The 16,296-nt window shown below is 63.0% G+C and carries 12 protein-coding genes; 3 read left to right on the top strand and 9 right to left on the bottom strand.

Going from position 1 to position 16,296, the window contains the following annotated elements:
• Window positions 1-4: 4 nt before the first annotated feature.
• The 9 genes from AWB75_RS07650 to AWB75_RS07610 form a co-directional block, all read right to left on the bottom strand.
• Window positions 5-631 (bottom strand): hypothetical protein, encoded by a 627-nt coding sequence (locus AWB75_RS07650; protein ID WP_061123473.1) that lies wholly within the window; start codon window positions 629-631, stop codon window positions 5-7.
• Window positions 632-799: 168 nt separating this feature from the next.
• Window positions 800-1,813: a hypothetical protein gene (locus tag AWB75_RS07645; RefSeq protein ID WP_061123472.1), complete on the bottom strand. Its 1,014-nt coding sequence runs from the start codon at window positions 1,811-1,813 to the stop codon at window positions 800-802.
• Window positions 1,814-1,957: 144 nt separating this feature from the next.
• Window positions 1,958-2,305, bottom strand: coding sequence for a hypothetical protein (locus AWB75_RS07640; protein ID WP_061123471.1), 348 nt, complete (start codon window positions 2,303-2,305; stop codon window positions 1,958-1,960).
• A gap of 123 nt (window positions 2,306-2,428) precedes the next feature.
• Complete coding sequence (locus tag AWB75_RS07635; protein WP_061123470.1) at window positions 2,429-2,779, bottom strand: hypothetical protein; 351 nt, start codon at window positions 2,777-2,779, stop codon at window positions 2,429-2,431.
• A gap of 662 nt (window positions 2,780-3,441) precedes the next feature.
• Window positions 3,442-6,180 (bottom strand): nitrate reductase, encoded by a 2,739-nt coding sequence (locus AWB75_RS07630; RefSeq protein WP_407642134.1) that lies wholly within the window; start codon window positions 6,178-6,180, stop codon window positions 3,442-3,444.
• A complete protein-coding gene (locus AWB75_RS07625) occupies window positions 6,177-7,451 on the bottom strand; it encodes an NAD(P)/FAD-dependent oxidoreductase (RefSeq protein WP_061123469.1) in 1,275 nt (424 codons plus the stop codon). The genes AWB75_RS07630 and AWB75_RS07625 overlap by 4 nt, the downstream gene beginning before the upstream one ends.
• A complete protein-coding gene (nirD, locus tag AWB75_RS07620; RefSeq protein WP_061123468.1) occupies window positions 7,448-7,792 on the bottom strand; it encodes a nitrite reductase small subunit NirD in 345 nt (114 codons plus the stop codon). The genes AWB75_RS07625 and nirD overlap by 4 nt, the downstream gene beginning before the upstream one ends.
• A gap of 17 nt (window positions 7,793-7,809) precedes the next feature.
• On the bottom strand, window positions 7,810-10,350 hold the full coding sequence (nirB, locus tag AWB75_RS07615; protein ID WP_061123467.1) for a nitrite reductase large subunit NirB: 2,541 nt from the start codon (window positions 10,348-10,350) through the stop codon (window positions 7,810-7,812).
• A 12-nt stretch (window positions 10,351-10,362) separates the two neighbouring features.
• Window positions 10,363-11,688, bottom strand: coding sequence for an MFS transporter (locus tag AWB75_RS07610; protein WP_061123466.1), 1,326 nt, complete (start codon window positions 11,686-11,688; stop codon window positions 10,363-10,365).
• 713 nt (window positions 11,689-12,401) lie between these two features.
• On the opposite strand from AWB75_RS07610, the gene AWB75_RS07605 reads away from it, so the two are divergent.
• The 3 genes from AWB75_RS07605 (at window position 12,402) to AWB75_RS07595 (ending at window position 16,211) form a co-directional block, all read left to right on the top strand.
• The gene (locus tag AWB75_RS07605) at window positions 12,402-13,253 is read left to right on the top strand and encodes a fatty acid desaturase family protein (protein WP_200822943.1); all 852 of its coding nucleotides are present in this window, start codon (window positions 12,402-12,404) and stop codon (window positions 13,251-13,253) included.
• A 73-nt stretch (window positions 13,254-13,326) separates the two neighbouring features.
• Window positions 13,327-14,622: a diaminopimelate decarboxylase gene (locus AWB75_RS07600; protein ID WP_061123464.1), complete on the top strand. Its 1,296-nt coding sequence runs from the start codon at window positions 13,327-13,329 to the stop codon at window positions 14,620-14,622.
• Window positions 14,622-16,211, top strand: a complete 1,590-nt coding sequence (locus AWB75_RS07595; RefSeq protein WP_235012015.1) for an MBL fold metallo-hydrolase — start codon at window positions 14,622-14,624, stop codon at window positions 16,209-16,211. Before AWB75_RS07600 ends, AWB75_RS07595 begins: the two co-directional genes overlap by 1 nt.
• Window positions 16,212-16,296 lie beyond the last annotated feature (85 nt).

The raw sequence follows: 16,296 nt of genomic DNA, 5'->3' as shown, positions 1-16,296 counted from the left end.
TGCGTCACTGACAGAAATATTCGTCCGATGCCGCGACCGGCGCGTCTGCCGTCGCCGGCTTGAAATGACTGTACTTGCGATACGTCTTGCCGTTCACGGTCACGGATTCGGCGGCTTCCGTCTCGCCGTTCGCCGATGCAATCGCGCTGCTGTGCGCTTCGACGTTGCCGTTGCTCCAACTGCCCGCGTGTGCGTACGAACCGCCTTTCGACGTATCGGTCTTGCTTTGCGCGGAGATCGTGTTCGTGACGGGATTGCCGAAGCTCTTCGTATCGATCGACGATTTCGGCGGCTGATAGCCCCACTTCGACGTGAGCGTGCTCATGTCGATCTCCTGCGGCTTCCATCCAATGATCTTCGTGCCGATCGTGAGCGGCGACAGTTCGACCGCGACGATCTTCGTGCCGCGTCGCGCGACGAGCAGGCACTTGCCGCCCGAAGTCTGCAACGGCACATAAGCGCTCGAAGGCAAGAGCGCGAGCGCCTGCGCATCGGGCATCGCCTGCAGGCCCGCCGGATTCGCGGCCCAGATCAGCCCGGCGCTCACGTCGGCGTGCGCGCGCATCGGCATCATCGAGACCATCGCGGCCGCTGCGAGCGCGATGGCCGCTGTTTTCTTCTGACTCTTCATCGCCTGCCTCGTGCGGGAAAATCAAGCGGGAAATCAAGCGGGAAAACGAGGGTTGACTCTCCGGGACCAGTCTTTCAGAGCCAACCCTTGAAAGGGAGAGACGGCCCGATTGCTCAGGCGCGTCTCTTCTGCTCCAAGGCGTCAAGCTGCCATTGGATGTACCGCTCCTCACTGCACCAGCGAGACTTCGATCTTTTCGCCGATGGGCGCGCTCGCCACTTCGACGCCATCAGAAGCTTCATGCTTATCGTACGCGCGGGCCGCGACCGGCGTCGGCTGCGCGACCTGTTTCGCGGGCGCCGGCTGAGCCTGCTTTGCATCGTCCCGCGTCTTCAGGCTGACTTCCGGATTGTTCGCGGCGGTCACCGGCAAGCCGAGGCGCGCGCGGATCAGCGGATCGCGAAACTTTTCGTCATCCGAAAGAACAGCGTCCGCGCCCGACTTCACGAGCGGCGTGGTCGTGCCCGGGCACAGATGGCCCGTGGCTTCGACGGCGCGGCGGTTCGCTTCGCTCTGGCACAGGAGCGCGAGCGCGACATCGGTGAGGCCCATCGCGCGGAATTCGCGTGCATCGAGACGGCGCACGCAAGCCTGATCGACGAGCGTCGTGCCGCCGGTCGCGCCGAAGCCCGTGATCGACAGGCCGAAGCTCGCCGAGCCCATGCAGGTGTCGGAGAGCGTCGTCGTGAGTGCGGGCGCGGCAATCGCCGGCGTCGTGCGCACCGAGTACGAGCTCTGGTTGTAATCGACCGTCGTGCGCGTGTCGAATGCGCTCGTGCCGGGGCCGCTGGTCGCGGCTTTGCCGGTCGCATCCGTGCCGGTGGGGGAGCCCGTGCCGTTCGCGCCGGTGCTCGAATTAGCGAGCGCCGGCATCGTCAGCGAGATGTTGACGTTCGACGAGCCGCCTCGCGCCGACGAGCTGCCGCCGGTTGCCGACGAACGGCCGCCGTTCGCGTTCGCCACGCCGAGGCCGCCGACCGACGATGAATTGGAACTGGTGTTGGCCGTCGAGTTCGCCGACGTGCCGATGTTGTTCAGGCTCGATCCGCCGCCCTGACCGATGCCGGTCGAAGTCGACCCCGATACGGAGCCCGACGAGGCATTCGCCGCGGTGTCAGCGTGGGCAAGTTGCGCTGCGCAAAACAACACTGCGCATGCCAGTTGCAAAGTGGTCTTGTTCATTCTGGTTCTCCGGAAGGAAAGGGGAACGCCACAGCGCATGACGCCCCGGACGGCTTAGAGTATTTTTATAAGGTCGGCAAAGGCGGTGTCGCCCAAGCACGCGTCTCGTGATGACGCCGCCCCTGCCGTGGCACACGGTCCGGCTTAACGCCAGCCGCCGCCGAGCTTGCTCCATGCATTGGCCGCTGCGTCCGCGCCCGAGGTGCCGCCTGCCGACGACGTGCCGTGACCGAAACCGCCGACGTTCGACGTGTTGGTGTGGCTGGTCGTCGCGTTGGTGAAGTTGCCCGTCCCGCCGAACGCGTTGCCGGCGACCGACTGCGCGTTGCCGTTGGCCGTGCCGTAGTTGCTGGCCGTGAAGTGGCCGAAGCCGGAAACCGAAGCGGAGGTCGAGCCGCCCGAGGTCGAGCTGGAGCTGGAGTTCGTGCCCGTTGCGAAAGCGGCGGCGGAGACGAACGAGAGCAGTGCGGCAGCGATGAGAGTGCGTTTCATTATTTGCATTCCTTATCGAATCATAAAGATTGGATTTCGTTTTTGTTCTTCGATCTACGGTCACACCGATACGGATAAGCGAACCCCGTTGCGGGCGAAGTCCGCCCTCCGCAACCGGGGTGCTTAACGCCAGCCGCCGCCGAGCTTGCTCCAGGCGTTCGCCGCAGCGTCGGCGCCCGAGACGCCCGTTGCGCCCGAACCACCGAAACCCTTGCCGCTCGCCGACGTCGTGTTGATATGGCCGGTCGTCGCGTTGGTCGTGTTGCCCGTCACGCCGTGGCCTTGGCCAGCCGTAGCCGATGCGTGGCCGTTGGCGATGCCGGCGTTGGTCGCGGTGAACGAACCGAAGCCATAGACGGCTGCGGCCGACGTGCCGCCCGACGTCGAGCTGGAGCTGGAGTTCGTGCCCGTTGCGAAAGCTGCGGCGGAAACGAGCGAGAGAGCGGCTGCGGCTGCGATCAGTTTGCGTTGCATGGTGATGTCTCCAAGTAAAGGCGCACGGTTTTTTCCAGCTACATCGGCGCCAATATGTAGCGGGTACAGCAATTTCATTAGTATTCCTATTTCAAGCGTCTGATCGAATCTCGCGTCGATGAACCCGTGCGAAAAATCAGTGGACGTTTGAAAGAGATCGCGCTGCGAGCGCGGGTCAGTCAGATCAGAAGTAGCGCGAGAGCGGGAACGGCGCGAGCTTCGAGCGAACGAAGTCGTCGTCCATGCAATGAGTCGAACAGGTCGAGGCTGGTCTGGGACGGGCTCGTGGTTCCCGTCGAGCGGATCGCGGCGCGTCGGCCTTCCGCTGTGTCAATTTGCTTTGCGTTGTTCTTCATCGCAATCCCCGTAACACGTTTTTATGTTGTTTCAGGCGCCTGGTTTTTTTAAGTGCCTGTGTTTCGAAGAGACTGTACGGAAGTTGAAATGTGTCAGGCGTGGGGCAGCCAACACTAAATTTCATGTCACACCAAATCGTTAGGAATTTGGTGGGCGACCACTCATACCAATAGGCCGGCCGGCCGGAAACGCCCTGTTTTCGCGGGTTTCCAAGGTCCGTGCGCGCGCTGCGATACGCTGAAAAGCAAAAACGCGGACGACATGCGCCCGCGTTCGTGCGTCAGACCACGCAAGCGGTCCGGCAATCAGACCGTGCTCAACCGTGCCATTTCCGTCTCGACGATGAGCTTCTTCAACTCGGGCACGCACGATCCGCAATTGCCGCCCGCCTTCAGGCACGACGTGATCTCGGCGGCGCTCTTCAGCCCCTTGTCGCGAATCGCGTTGCAGATCGTATTGCGTCCGACGCCGAAGCACGAGCACACGGTCGGTCCGGTGTCTTCGCCCTTGGCCGCCGGCTGGCCGAGCAGGAGGCTCGCGCGGTCGTCGTCGTCGAGACGGTCTTTCCCGAAGAGACTCGCGAGCCATGCACGTGCGGGCAGATCGGGCCGCTCCGAGATGAACACGCAGCTTTCGATGCGATCGTCCACCAGATGCGCCGCGCGATACACGCCTGCGCTCTTGTCCTCGTATTCGATCCAGTCCGCGTGATGATCGTCGATATGAAAGAGCGCGCGCGCCCAGTCGTGATGATCGCCATGCGCCGCATCGAAACGATTGCGGCCCGCCATCTCGTAGCGCTCGAAACGCGCGCAATGCACGCGCGTCCAGTGCGTGACGCGATCGAGATCGGGCGTGCTGCGTGAAAGCGAAAAGCCATGCCACGTGACGTGAAATTTCTCCACCGACACTGGCGTGTGCTTGAATTCCGGCTCGCCCGAAACCGGATCGACGACAGGATTCACCACCGCGCCGACGCGCGCATCGGAGGCGACCTGATCGTTCCAGTGAATCGGCACGAAGACGCTGCCGCGCGGCATGCCGCCGCCGTGCTGCACGCGCGCGACCATCGAACCCCAGCGGCTCGCCACGCGCGCGAGCTCGCCCTCGCGCACGCCGCATGCGAGCGCGTCTTGCGGATGCATGTCGATGAACGACTCGCTGATATGCCCGGCAAGCTTCGCGGAGCGGCCCGTGCGCGTCATCGTGTGCCATTGGTCGCGCACACGGCCCGTGTTGAGCACGAGCGGATGATCTTCATCGGGCGCGTTGACCGGCGCGCGTGGAGCCGTCGCGATGAAGCGCGCGCGGCCGTCCGCATGACTGAAGCGGCCGTCTTCGAAGAGGCGTGCCGCGCCTTCTTCGCCAGGGCTAAGCAACGGCCATTGCACGGGCTTCAGCGCATCGTATTGCGCGCGGCTCATGCCGGCGAGACCGCTCACGTTGAACGCGCGATACGCACCTTTCGAAGCATCGTTGCGATAGGAGGACAGCCGCGCATGCTCGTCGAAAATCTCGTGCGGTCCCGCGAAATCGAAGCCATCGAAGCCCATGCGCCGCGCGACATCGCAGATGATGCGCCAGTCCGCGCGCGCCGCGCCCGGCGCCGGAATGAACGCGCGCTGACGCGAAATGCGCCGCTCCGAGTTCGTCACCGTGCCGTTCTTTTCGCCCCAGCCGAGCGCGGGCAGCAGCACATCGGCGAACGCGTTCGTATCCGTCTTCTCGATGATGTCCGATGCCACCACGAGCTCGCACGTCTGGAGCGCGCGCTTCACGCGATCGCCGTCGGGCAGGCTCACGACCGGATTCGTGCCCATGATCCACACCGCCTTCACACGGCCCGCATCAATCGCATCGAACAGTTCGACGGCTTTCAAACCCGCACGCTGCGCGATGACCGGCGAAGACCAGAACGTCTGCACGATCTCGCCATGCAGCGGATCGCCGAGTTCCAGATGCGAAGCGAGCGTGTTGGCGAGACCGCCGACTTCGCGGCCGCCCATCGCGTTCGGCTGCCCGGTGAACGAGAACGGCCCCATGCCCGGCTTGCCGATACGTCCCGTCAGCAGATGACAATTGATGATGCTGTTGACCTTGTCCGTGCCCGCGCTCGACTGGTTCACGCCTTGCGAATACACGGTCACGACGCGTTCGGTGCGCGCGAACAGGCGATAGAACGTCATCAGATCGTGTTGATCGAGCTTGCAGTCCTTTGCGGTTTGCGCGAGATCCGAAGGCTCTGCAGCGGCGAGCGCCGCGTCGAAGCCGTTGGTGTGCGCATCGACGAATGAGGCATCCGTCGCGCCATGTTCCGCGAGAAAGGCAAGCAGGCCGTTGAAGAGGCGCACATCGCTGCCGGGTTTGAGCGGCAGATGCAGATCGGCCATTTCGCACGTCGCCGTATGACGCGGATCGATCACGACGATCTTCGCATCGGGACGCGTCTCCTTCATCTTCACGATGCGCTGAAACAGGATCGGATGACACCATGCCGTGTTCGAGCCGACGAGCACGATGAGATCCGCGAGTTCGAGATCCTCATAGCTCATCGGCACGATATCTTCGCCGAACGCGCGCTTGTGTCCCGCCACCGACGACGACATGCACAGCCGCGAATTCGTATCAATGTTCGCGCTGCCGATGTAGCCCTTCATCAGCTTGTTGGCGACGTAGTAATCCTCGGTCAGCAGTTGGCCGGACACGTATAGCGCGACCGCATCCGGGCCATGCTCTTCGATGATGCGCGCAAAGCCGCTCGCGACCGTGCCGATGGCGTCGTCCCAGGAAACGTCGGTGAGCGTGCCGGTCGTCTCGTCGCGCAGTTTCGGCGTGAGCAGACGGCCTTCGAGTCCGACCGTTTCGCCGAGCGCCGAGCCCTTCACGCACAGACGCCCGAAGTTCGACGGATGCGTTTCATCGCCGGCGATATCGACTTGCGTCGCGCTCTTGGGCGTCGCACTGACACCGCAGCCGACGCCGCAATAAGGACACGTGGTTTTGACTGGAACCAGGGGAACCAGCGGAACGATGGGAATGCTCAATTGGAAATCTCACTTTCGCAAAGCGCTTTGCCGAACAGCAGTTTCCCGCGCACATGCGAGACATCCGCGCGTGCCTGAATCAGATCGAAGTACCAGCCGCCGTCTTTCACGTCGCCATACAGCACCGCGCCGATCAGACGTCCCGCCTGCAGCACGAGCCGCTTGTAGACCCCGCGGCGCGGATCGCGCAGCACGAGATCCTCGCTGCCGTCGCCGCCGATGAAATCGCCCGCCGAATACAGATCGACGCCGGTGACCTTGAGCTTCGTCGCGGTCGCGCGCTGCACATAACGACGATGCCCCGCGCCCGCGAGATGCGCGCCCGCCACGCGCGCCTGATCCCAGATCGGCGCGACGAGACCGAAGGTCGCAGAACGATGCTGCACGCATTCGCCCACCGCATAGACGCGCGGATCGAAGGTCTGCAGCGTGTCGTCGACGACGATCGCGCGCTCGCAATGCAGACCCGATGCCTGCGCCAGCGCGATGTTCGGCCGCACGCCCGCCGTCATCACGACGAGGTCCGCGTCGATCCGCGTGCCATCGGCGAAACGCACGGCACGCACGCGGTCATCGCCGATGATTTCGGTGGTCTGCGCGGCCATCGCGAAGCGCAGGCCCTTCGCTTCGAGCGAGCGCCTGAGCAACGCGGCCGCGGTCGCGTCGAGCTGACGATCCATCAGGCTGTCGGTGGCATGCACGACGGTCACCGACATGCCTTGCCGCTGCAAGCCGTTGGCCGCTTCGAGCCCGAGCAGCCCGCCGCCGATGATCACCGCATGACGATGATCGCGCGCCGCGCCGAGCATCGTTTCGACATCCTGAATGTCGCGGAATGCGATCACGCCGGGCAGATCGCAGCCGGGCACCGGAATGATGAAAGGCTTCGAACCGGTTGCGATCAACAGGCGGTCGTAACGCGCCTCGACGCCCTTCGCCGAGCGCACGATGCGCCGCACGCGATCGATCCCGGTCACGGCGTCGCCCGCATGCAGCGTGATGCCGTTCGCGTCGTACCACTCGCGCGTGTTGAGAATGATGTCGTCGACGCGCTTCTCGCCCGCGAGCACCGGCGACAACAGAATGCGGTTGTAGTTGCCGTACGGCTCCGCGCCGAACACGGTGATGTCGTAGAGCTCGGGCGCGATCTTCAACAGCTCTTCGACCGTGCGCATGCCCGCCATGCCGTTGCCGACGACGACCAGCCGCTGACGCGCAAACGGCGCGCCGTTCAAAGAGGCGATGCCCGCAACCGCATATTCGGTCTTCATGCGGCGACCCAGACCTTGCCGCCCGCGACCCTCACGCGATACGCGTTCACCGAAAACTCCGGCGCTTCGAGGCATTCGCCCGTGCGCAGATCGAAGTGCTGCTTGTAGATCGGCGATGCGACGACGATGCGCTCGCCCATACTGCCGACGATGCCGCGCGACAGCACCGCAGCCTGCGAATGCGGATCGTAGTTGTCGATCGCGTACAGGGCCGCGTCTTCGCCCGCGAGATGAAACACCGCGACCTGCGTGCCCTTCACGAGCGCGCACACGCCCGTGTCGGGCACGATGTCGTCGATTTCACAAACGGCGGTCCAGTCCTGTTCGATGCGGTCGTTCATGATGTTTCTCCTGGGCTTCAGACGGTTTCGACGGTGACGGGAATATCGGCGAGCTTCGACTTTCTTTCTTCCAGCGTCGCGGGGCGAATCTGGCCGCGCTCTTCGATGAAGGTCACGTTCGCATCGCCGGCATCGCTGTTGACGAAGTGACGGAAGCGCTTGCGGGTGTGCGGATCGGTGACGGCTTTCTTCCATTCGTCTTCGTACGTATCGACGACGAGCTGCATCTCCGATTCGAGCTCGGCGGCGATCTCGAGCTTGTCGTTGATGACTACATCGATCAGATAGTCGAGGCCGCCCTCGAGGTTGTCGCGCCACACGCTCGTGCGTTGCAGACGATCCGCCGTGCGCACGTAGAACATCAGGAAGCGGTCGATATAACGCACGAGCGTGTCGTGATCGAGATCGGATGCAATGAGTTCGGCGTGGCGCGGCTTCATGCCGCCGTTGCCGCATACGTAGAGATTCCAGCCGTTCTCCGTCGCGATCACGCCGACATCCTTGCCTTGCGCTTCCGCGCATTCGCGCGTGCAGCCCGACACGCCGAACTTGATCTTGTGGGGCGTGCGCAGGCCCTTGTAGCGGTTTTCGAGCTCGATCGCGAGTCCGACCGAATCGCCGACGCCATAGCGGCACCACGTCGACCCGACGCACGATTTCACCGTGCGCAGCGCCTTGCCGTAGGCATGACCCGATTCGAAGCCCGCCGCGATCAGCTCTTCCCAGATGAACGGCAATTGCTCGACGCGCGCGCCGAACATGTCGACACGCTGTCCGCCTGTAATCTTCGTATAGAGCCCGTATTTCTTCGCGACCTGGCCAACCGCGATCAGACCGTCGGGCGTCACTTCGCCGCCCGGCATGCGCGGCACGACGCTATACGTGCCGTCGCGTTGAATGTTGGCCAGGTAGTAATCGTTCGAATCCTGCAGGCTCGCGTGCTCTTTCTTCAGCACGAATTCGTTCCAGCACGAAGCGAGAATGTTCGCGACCGCGGGCTTGCAGATGTCGCAGCCGCGTCCCTTGCCGTGCTTCGCGAGCAGCGCGCCGAACGTGCGATGCCCTTCCACGCGCGCGATGTGATAAAGCTCCTGACGCGAATACGGAAAGTGCTCGCAGATATGATTGTTGACCGCGAGACCCTGGCGCTTCATCTCCGACTTCATCACTTGCGTAACGAGCGGGACGCAGCCGCCGCACGACGCGCCCGCCTTGCACGACGACTTGATCGCGCCGATGCTCGTCGCGCCCGCGCATACCGCCGCGCAGATTTCCGCCTTGCTCACGTTGTTGCACGAACAGATTTGCGCGGCTTCGGGCAAGGCTTCGACGCCCAAAGCGGGCTTCGTTTTGCCGTCGCTCGACGGGAGGATCAGGAACTCGGGCGCTTCGGGCAATTCGATCTTGTTCAACATCATTTGCAAGAGCGTGCCGTATTCCGTCGCATCGCCGACCATCACGGCGCCGTGCAGGAACTTGCCGCAATCGGACACGACGAGCTTCTTGTAGACCTGCTTGCGCTCGTCGCTGTATTGATACGTGCGGCTGCCCGGCGTCTTGCCGTGTGCATCGCCGATGCTCGCCACATCGACGCCCATCAGCTTGAGCTTCGTGCTCATGTCCGCGCCCGCGAACGCGGCTTCCTCGCCGATGATCTGCTTCGCGACGATGCGCGCCATGTCGTAACCCGGCGCAACCAGACCGAACAACTGCCCTTTCCACAGCGCGCATTCGCCGATCGCGAAGATATCGTGATCGCTCGTGCGGCATGCATCGTCGATCACGATGCCCCCGCGCGCGCCGATGTCGAGTCCCGCCGCGCGCGCGATATCGTCACGCGGACGAATGCCCGCGGAGAACACGATCATGTCGGTGTCGAGATGCGTGTCGTCGGCGAAATTCATGCGATTGACCGCGCCTTCGCCATCGACGATAGCCAGCGTGTTCTTGCCCGTATGCACCGTCACGCCGAGCTCTTCGATCTTGCCGCGCAGCATGCGTCCGCCGCCTTCATCGACCTGCACGGCCATCAGGCGCGGCGCGAATTCGACCACGTGCGTTTCGAGCCCCATGTCGCGCAACGCCTTCGCCGCTTCGAGACCGAGCAGGCCGCCGCCGACCACCGTGCCCGTCTTCGCACGCGCGCCGAAGGCCTGCATCGCTTCGAGATCCTCGATCGTGCGATACACGAAGCAGCCATCGCGTTCCTTGCCCTCGAGCGGCGGCACGAACGGATAAGAGCCCGTGGCGAGAATGAGCCTGTCGTACGGAAGCACATCGCCGTTCGATGCAGTCACGGTGCGCGCGGCACGATCGATCGAGACGGCGCGCGCATTCAGCTTCAGCACGTAGCCCGATTGCTCGAAAAAGCCTTCCTGCACGAGCGAAAGATCGTCCGCCGACTTGCCCGAGAAGAACTCGGTGAGATGCACGCGATCGTACGCGGCGCGCGGTTCTTCGCAGAGCACCGTCACGTCGAGTGCGTGCTGGCCGCTTTCGGCGAGACATTCGAGGAACTTGTGGCCGACCATGCCGTGACCGATGACGACGATTTTCATGACGTGACCTTTCTAGTTTGCGATAGCGTTGTTGGCTGCGAGCGCGCTTTCGCGCAGTGCGGCTTCGCGCGCCTTGTGTTCCGGAGAGAAGCGCACCGCGAGCGCGCACAGCGCCGTGCCCGCGACGATCACGCCGAGCATCGAGAGCGTCGCCTGCGCGTTGCCGAGGCCTTTCATCAGGAAGCCCGCCGCGACCGCGCCGACGTTGCCGCCCGCGCCGATCACGCCCGCCACGCCGCCGAGCGCCTTGCGATCAATGAAGGGAACGAGCGCGTAGGTCGCGCCGCACGCCATGTGCGTGAAGAGCCCGAACACGAGCATCGCGACAATGGCGAGCACGACGCCCGGCGCATGCGCGAACGTATAGAGCCCGATGCCTTCGCCCGCGATCAGCGCGAAAAGCAGCGTCGCGCGGATATCGAGGCCTTTCTTCGCGGCGGCTTTATCGGAGAGCCAGCCGCCGAGCGCGCGGGCGAACAGCGCGAGCAGGCCGAAGCTGCCCGCCGCCAGGCCGGCCTGGCCGAGCGTGAGATTGAAGTGATCGACGTAGTACACCGCCGCGATGTTGTGGATGAACACTTCCACGCCGAAGCACGCGCCATACGTCACGAAGAGCATCCACACGCGATAGTTCGCGCACGCCGTCACGAAGCTCTGCCAGCCACCCTTCTTGCCGCCGTCGATCGCGATGCCCGCACGGCGCAGCGTCGCGAAATCGCCTTGCGGGCAGTCCTGCGTATAGCGCCAGTAGAAGTAGGCCATGACCGGCATCGCGAGGCCCGGCACGATCAACGCGGCGCGCCATGCCGACGCCTCGCCCGCGCCCAGCGCGATCGCCGCCGCGACGAGCAGCGGGATGGTGGCCTGCGCCGCGCCGGCGCCTGCGTTGCCCCAGCCGGCGGTCGTCGCGTTCGCGGTGCCGACGACATTCGGCGCGAACATCACCGACGTGTGGTACTGCGTGATGACGAAGCTCGCGCCGATCGCGCCGATCGCGAGACGGCACCACAGGAAGCTGTCGTAGCCCGTAGAGAGCGCCGCGCCGAGCACCGGCGCCGAGCCCGCGAGCAACAGCGCGCTATACACCTTGCGCGGGCCGAAGCGATCGCACATCGGGCCGACGACGAGGCGCACGAGGATCGTCACCGCCACGGCCGCGATGTTGATGTTCGCGACCTGATCGGCCGTGAGACCGTATTCGCGCTTGATGAGCGGCATCAGCGGCGCGCAGGCGAACCATGCGAAGAAGCACACGAAGAACGCCATCCACGTGAGATGGAAGGCGCGCATCGGTGCCCCGCGCATGCTGAAGAGATCGATCCGGGTGGCTTTGTCCATCGCTGTGTTCATCGTGTAGCCGCCAAAAAGAAAGGCGTCCCGCGCATTCGACCGGTTGGCCGAATGCAGGGGACGCCGTTGTCCGATGCCCGCATGGCTGCAACCTGCCGGGCGCTGTATTCAGTGCGGATCGCCGTTGATCCGATGGCAAGTCATAAGGCAAGGGCTATGCCACGCGCGTGGTATCGGCTGGAAAGCGTTGCTGTGTAAGGCTCTTGGGATGCATGCACCGCCAATGCACACGCGATGAGCGTCATGTTTCGATGCAGCCGGGCACAGCGATGGTGCGACGCAGCACTGATGCCGTGCAGCGACCGAGGCGCTCATGACTCGATCGGCAAGCGCGCCTGACGTGCGGGCAATCACTGCGCCGCTTCGTTTCCGGCCGCCGCCGGAATACGAACTGTCTGAAATCTTTGCTAGGTCATTCCCCAATAGGGCGCAGGGGCATCGTCGAAATAAGCTCTCTCAGGCATTTAATAAGTACCCCTGCTTAAATAGCAAAAGCAGACATCGATCCGAGGAAAAATATAATGAGATCAGGCGCGCCACATATCTTTCCACTCACGAGCGAGGATCCCGTCGACGACAGGCTCGATAACGATAGCGATGTTCCCCTTGCTCACATTTCTGGAAGGGACAACCGGCGCACATTGCCGCCAGCGCTATTCGAGCGAAAGCCCTTCACGTTTCTGCTGAAGTTCGCACTCGCAATGGGATTGATCGCCGGTGCGACGACCCTCATCGTTCTCGACATCAACCCTGCGACGACGATTCTCGCGATCGTCGTGAACGGCCTGTTGTTCGCGCATCTCATCGAGCTGCAACACGAGTGCATGCATGGACATGCCTTTCGATCACCTTCATTGAACCGGGCGTTCGGGATCGCTTGCGGCGTGTTCATGATCAGTTCGAATGCGCATTATCGATACGACCATCTTCGGCATCACGCGTATCTGGGCACGCCGCGTAATCTGGAGCATTTCAATTACCGCTTCTCCAATCTCGACTCCATCGCGGGCTTCACGCGCGCGTTCTTCGACTTGAGCCGCTACAAGCGCGTTGCGCGCGTCCTGCTATGCGCATTCATCGGCAAGCCGGTGCCCGGCGTCGACAAGGCCAAGGCCGGCAGGGAAATCAAGCAGGAGTACGTGTTCTATTTCGTGTTGCTCGTCGCGGCCGTCGCAGGTTCCTTTTACTCCACGCGTCTCGCGATGCTGTTCGTGCTCGCCTGGTGGGTTCCCGCACTCCTTATATCGGAAGGCGTTCACTTCATGATCGAGATGCCCGAGCATTTCGGGCTGAACACGATGACGCAACCCGACGTGCTTTCCAATACGCGAACAATACGCACGTCGCGGCTCGTGCACTGGTATGTCAACGGCAATGATCTCCACACGGCGCATCATTTTCATCACGGCGTGCCGATGTGCAACGTGAAGGCTCTACACGAGCTGATCGAAGGCCGCATCGCCGTGGTCGAACCTTCTTACTGGTCGCTATACAGGGACATTCTGTCGGGCCGCATCAGGCAGGACTTGAATCAGGCCTGCATGGATCGCTGAGCTCGCCGCCACACCGTCTTGTACCGCGTCGCATCGTTTTGCATCGACGCTCGCCACATCAAGAGGCCATACCTTGAACAACATCGAGTCGCTCAAATTCCTGACTGCGCACGAAGTGGCGCAGATCGCCGGCCAGTTCGGCACGCCTTGCTTCGTCTACGACCTTGAAACCCTGCAACGGAGATTCCGCTACTTCGCCGACCTGCCCCATGCCAACGGCCTCGTCATTCGCTATTCCGTCAAGGCCAATCCGAATCGCTCGATCCTGAAGATATTCGATCGACTGGGCGCTCACTTCGATGTGAGTTCGGTCTGGGAAGCGCGCCGCGTGATCGGCGCGGGAATCGCCGCCGACAAGATTCTGATGACCGCTCAGGAAGCGTCGTCGGGCTGGGAGGAACTTTGCCGCGAGGGCATGCGCTTCGATGCGGGCTCGCTCGCCCAGCTCGACGCGTATGGCCGGGCATTTCCCGGCGCGGCCGTCTCCATGCGCATCAATCCGGGTTTCGGCTCCGGACTCGTGAGAAAGCTGACGAGCGGCGGCGCCCACTCGAGCTTCGGCATCTGGATCGAGCAGGTCGACCGTGCTCTCGAGATCGCGGCGGCACACCGGCTGTCGATCGAACGATTGCATTTTCATATCGGCTCGGGTCATGAATCGTCCGTGCTCGAAGACACGGTCGGCCTCGCGCTCGCCCTGGCCGCGCGAATCCCGGGCGTCACCACACTCGATCTTGGAGGCGGCTATCGCATCGCGGCGTTACGCGATGATCCGCAATACGATCACCGGGCGATGGCAGCCCGCATCGCTCAACGGCTCACGGCGTTCGCGGCCTCTCATGGTCGAAAGCTCCTGCTGGAGCTCGAACCCGGCACCGCACTCGCGGCGCTGGCGGGTTCGCTCGTCACACGCGTCATCGACAAGGTCGACACCGGGCCTGCCGGCTACACCTTTTTGAAGCTCGACAGCGGGCTCAGCGAACTCATGCGGCCTTCGTATTACGGCGCCGTGCATCCACTCGTCACCGTGCCTTTGGACGACGCGCCGAGAGGCGGCCCCGAGCACTACGTCGTGAGCGGGCACTGCTGCATCGCCGGCGACACGCTGACACCGATGCCGGGTGACGCGGAAGACATACTTCCGCAATCGATGGGATGCGCGAGACCAGGCGACTTCGTCGTCGTGGAACGAGCGGGCGGTTATGCAGCGAGCATGAGCGTCAAAAATTTCAACTCCTATCCGGAAGCGCCCGAGGTGCTCAGGCTTGCGCCCGGCAAGTTCGAAGTCATTCGCCGAAGACAAAGCCTCGAACAGATGACGCAGAATGAGATCGACCTGCCGATCGCCGCCATCGCGGAGCGCGGATAGTGTCCAGGCTGCGCTATCTCAAGCCATCCGTGCAGATGGAGCCGCTCGTCGCCCGCTGGTACGCGTGGCCTCACCTCATCTCGCCCGCTCCATGCGCGCTCAATATCGTCAGGCGTCATGTGCCGATCATGGAATCCTACGTGCTGGAACCGGCCGTGCATGCCGACGCCGTGTCGGATCCAAATCTGCTTGGCGGACCGTTTCTCGACTATGACGGCGCGCGCACCGACGAAGTGCACGAACTCCTGGAAACGACCCGGATCCGATGCGCAAGACAGATCGAACTGGCTTCGGCCATCGAAGCCCTGAACGCGCTGCTCGACAGACATGGCGGCGGCGGCTCGCTGGAGCCTCTTTACGCACGCGTGTCAGGCGCGCTCAAGGGTCTCGTCGAACTCGTCTACGACGGTCATCATCGCGCCTCGGTCAGATATCTCGAAGCCCTGATGTACCGCGCCGAGTGCTACGACGAATCGTTGCAGAGCCTGGCATTTTCTCCGACCGACCACGACGCGCGAAAGTTCGTGCTCAGCACGCCGAGACTCGACGATTCTCGCACCCTGTTCGCGCAAGCTCCGTTTCGCTCGAAACTGATCGACAAACTCTTCTCGATGCGCACGGCCGCCGCCGATGTGGACGAGGTGCTGAGCCTGTTCGGCGACACCGGATCGGCCGATGCGATCATCGGCAAGCTCTTCACCGATCACGCACCGCGACGCGCCGCACGGCATTCTGGCAAATCCGTCCGAGTGCGCTATTTCGGACATGCTTGCGTGCTCATCGAAACAGAAAGCTTGAGCGTGCTCGTCGATCCGGTCGTGAGCTACGACTATCCGTCCGCGTTGCTGCGCTACACCTACCTCGACCTTCCCGAGTTCATCGACTACGTTCTGATCACGCACAATCACCAGGACCACGTGATGCTGGAGACGCTGCTTCAGCTTCGTCATCGGGTCGGAACGATACTGGTGCCGAACACGAGTCCCGGAACATTGCAAGATCCATCGCTGAGCCTGATGCTGCGCACGATTGGTTTCGCCGATGTCCGCTCCGTCGACATGCTCGAAGAATTGACTTTGCAGGGCGGCTCGATTCTTCCGCTGCCTTTCCTCGGCGAACATAGCGACCTTCGGATCGACAGCAAGACTGCCTATCTCGTCACGCTTAACGGCAAGAAGATTCTCCTGGGCGCGGATTCCCGCAATATCGAGCCAATGATCTATCAGAGGCTTGCGCCACTGGTCGGCGCCGTGGATGCGTTGTTCATCGGCATGGAGTGCGATGGCGCTCCGCTGTCCTGGCTTTACGGGCCGCTCATGGCGCTGCCGCTCGAACGCGCGAAGGATGAGGAAAGAACGCTGAGCGGTTCGGACGCCGCCATGGTGTCGCGAATGATCCACTTTCTGCGCCCCGGACGCTTGTACGTGTACGCCATGGGGCAGGAACCCTGGCTCAATCATGTGATGAGCATCAGGTATTCGCCGCATTCGCCGCCGATCGTCGAGTCCGGAAAACTCATCGAGCAGTGTCGTGCGAACGGCATACCCGCCGAACGCCTGTACGGATCCGCAGAGTTTTTCCTTTCGTGATCGGCCGCGTCACATGAATCGGCTCGCTGTTCCGCTCGAGGTTCTGCCTGTCGTTCCCGCTTGCCATTCCTTCACGCAAACACAT

This window comes from Caballeronia catudaia (assembly GCF_001544755.2).
GTDB lineage: Bacteria > Pseudomonadota > Gammaproteobacteria > Burkholderiales > Burkholderiaceae > Caballeronia > Caballeronia catudaia.
This window is presented reverse-complemented; position numbering and strand designations above follow the sequence as displayed.

What these genes read in the sequence shown, in the direction of transcription:
- AWB75_RS07650 (WP_061123473.1), bottom strand. Translation starts at nt 631, where the DNA reads ATGAAGAGTCAGAAGAAAACAGCGGCCATCGCGCTCGCAGCGGCCGCG.
- AWB75_RS07645 (WP_061123472.1), bottom strand. Translation starts at nt 1,813, where the DNA reads ATGAACAAGACCACTTTGCAACTGGCATGCGCAGTGTTGTTTTGCGCA.
- AWB75_RS07640 (WP_061123471.1), bottom strand. Translation starts at nt 2,305, where the DNA reads ATGAAACGCACTCTCATCGCTGCCGCACTGCTCTCGTTCGTCTCCGCC.
- AWB75_RS07635 (WP_061123470.1), bottom strand. Translation starts at nt 2,779, where the DNA reads ATGCAACGCAAACTGATCGCAGCCGCAGCCGCTCTCTCGCTCGTTTCC.
- AWB75_RS07625 (WP_061123469.1), bottom strand. Translation starts at nt 7,451, where the DNA reads ATGAAGACCGAATATGCGGTTGCGGGCATCGCCTCTTTGAACGGCGCG.
- nirD (WP_061123468.1), bottom strand. Translation starts at nt 7,792, where the DNA reads ATGAACGACCGCATCGAACAGGACTGGACCGCCGTTTGTGAAATCGAC.
- nirB (WP_061123467.1), bottom strand. Translation starts at nt 10,350, where the DNA reads ATGAAAATCGTCGTCATCGGTCACGGCATGGTCGGCCACAAGTTCCTC.
- AWB75_RS07610 (WP_061123466.1), bottom strand. Translation starts at nt 11,688, where the DNA reads ATGGACAAAGCCACCCGGATCGATCTCTTCAGCATGCGCGGGGCACCG.
- AWB75_RS07605 (WP_200822943.1), top strand. Translation starts at nt 12,402, where the DNA reads ATGGGATTGATCGCCGGTGCGACGACCCTCATCGTTCTCGACATCAAC.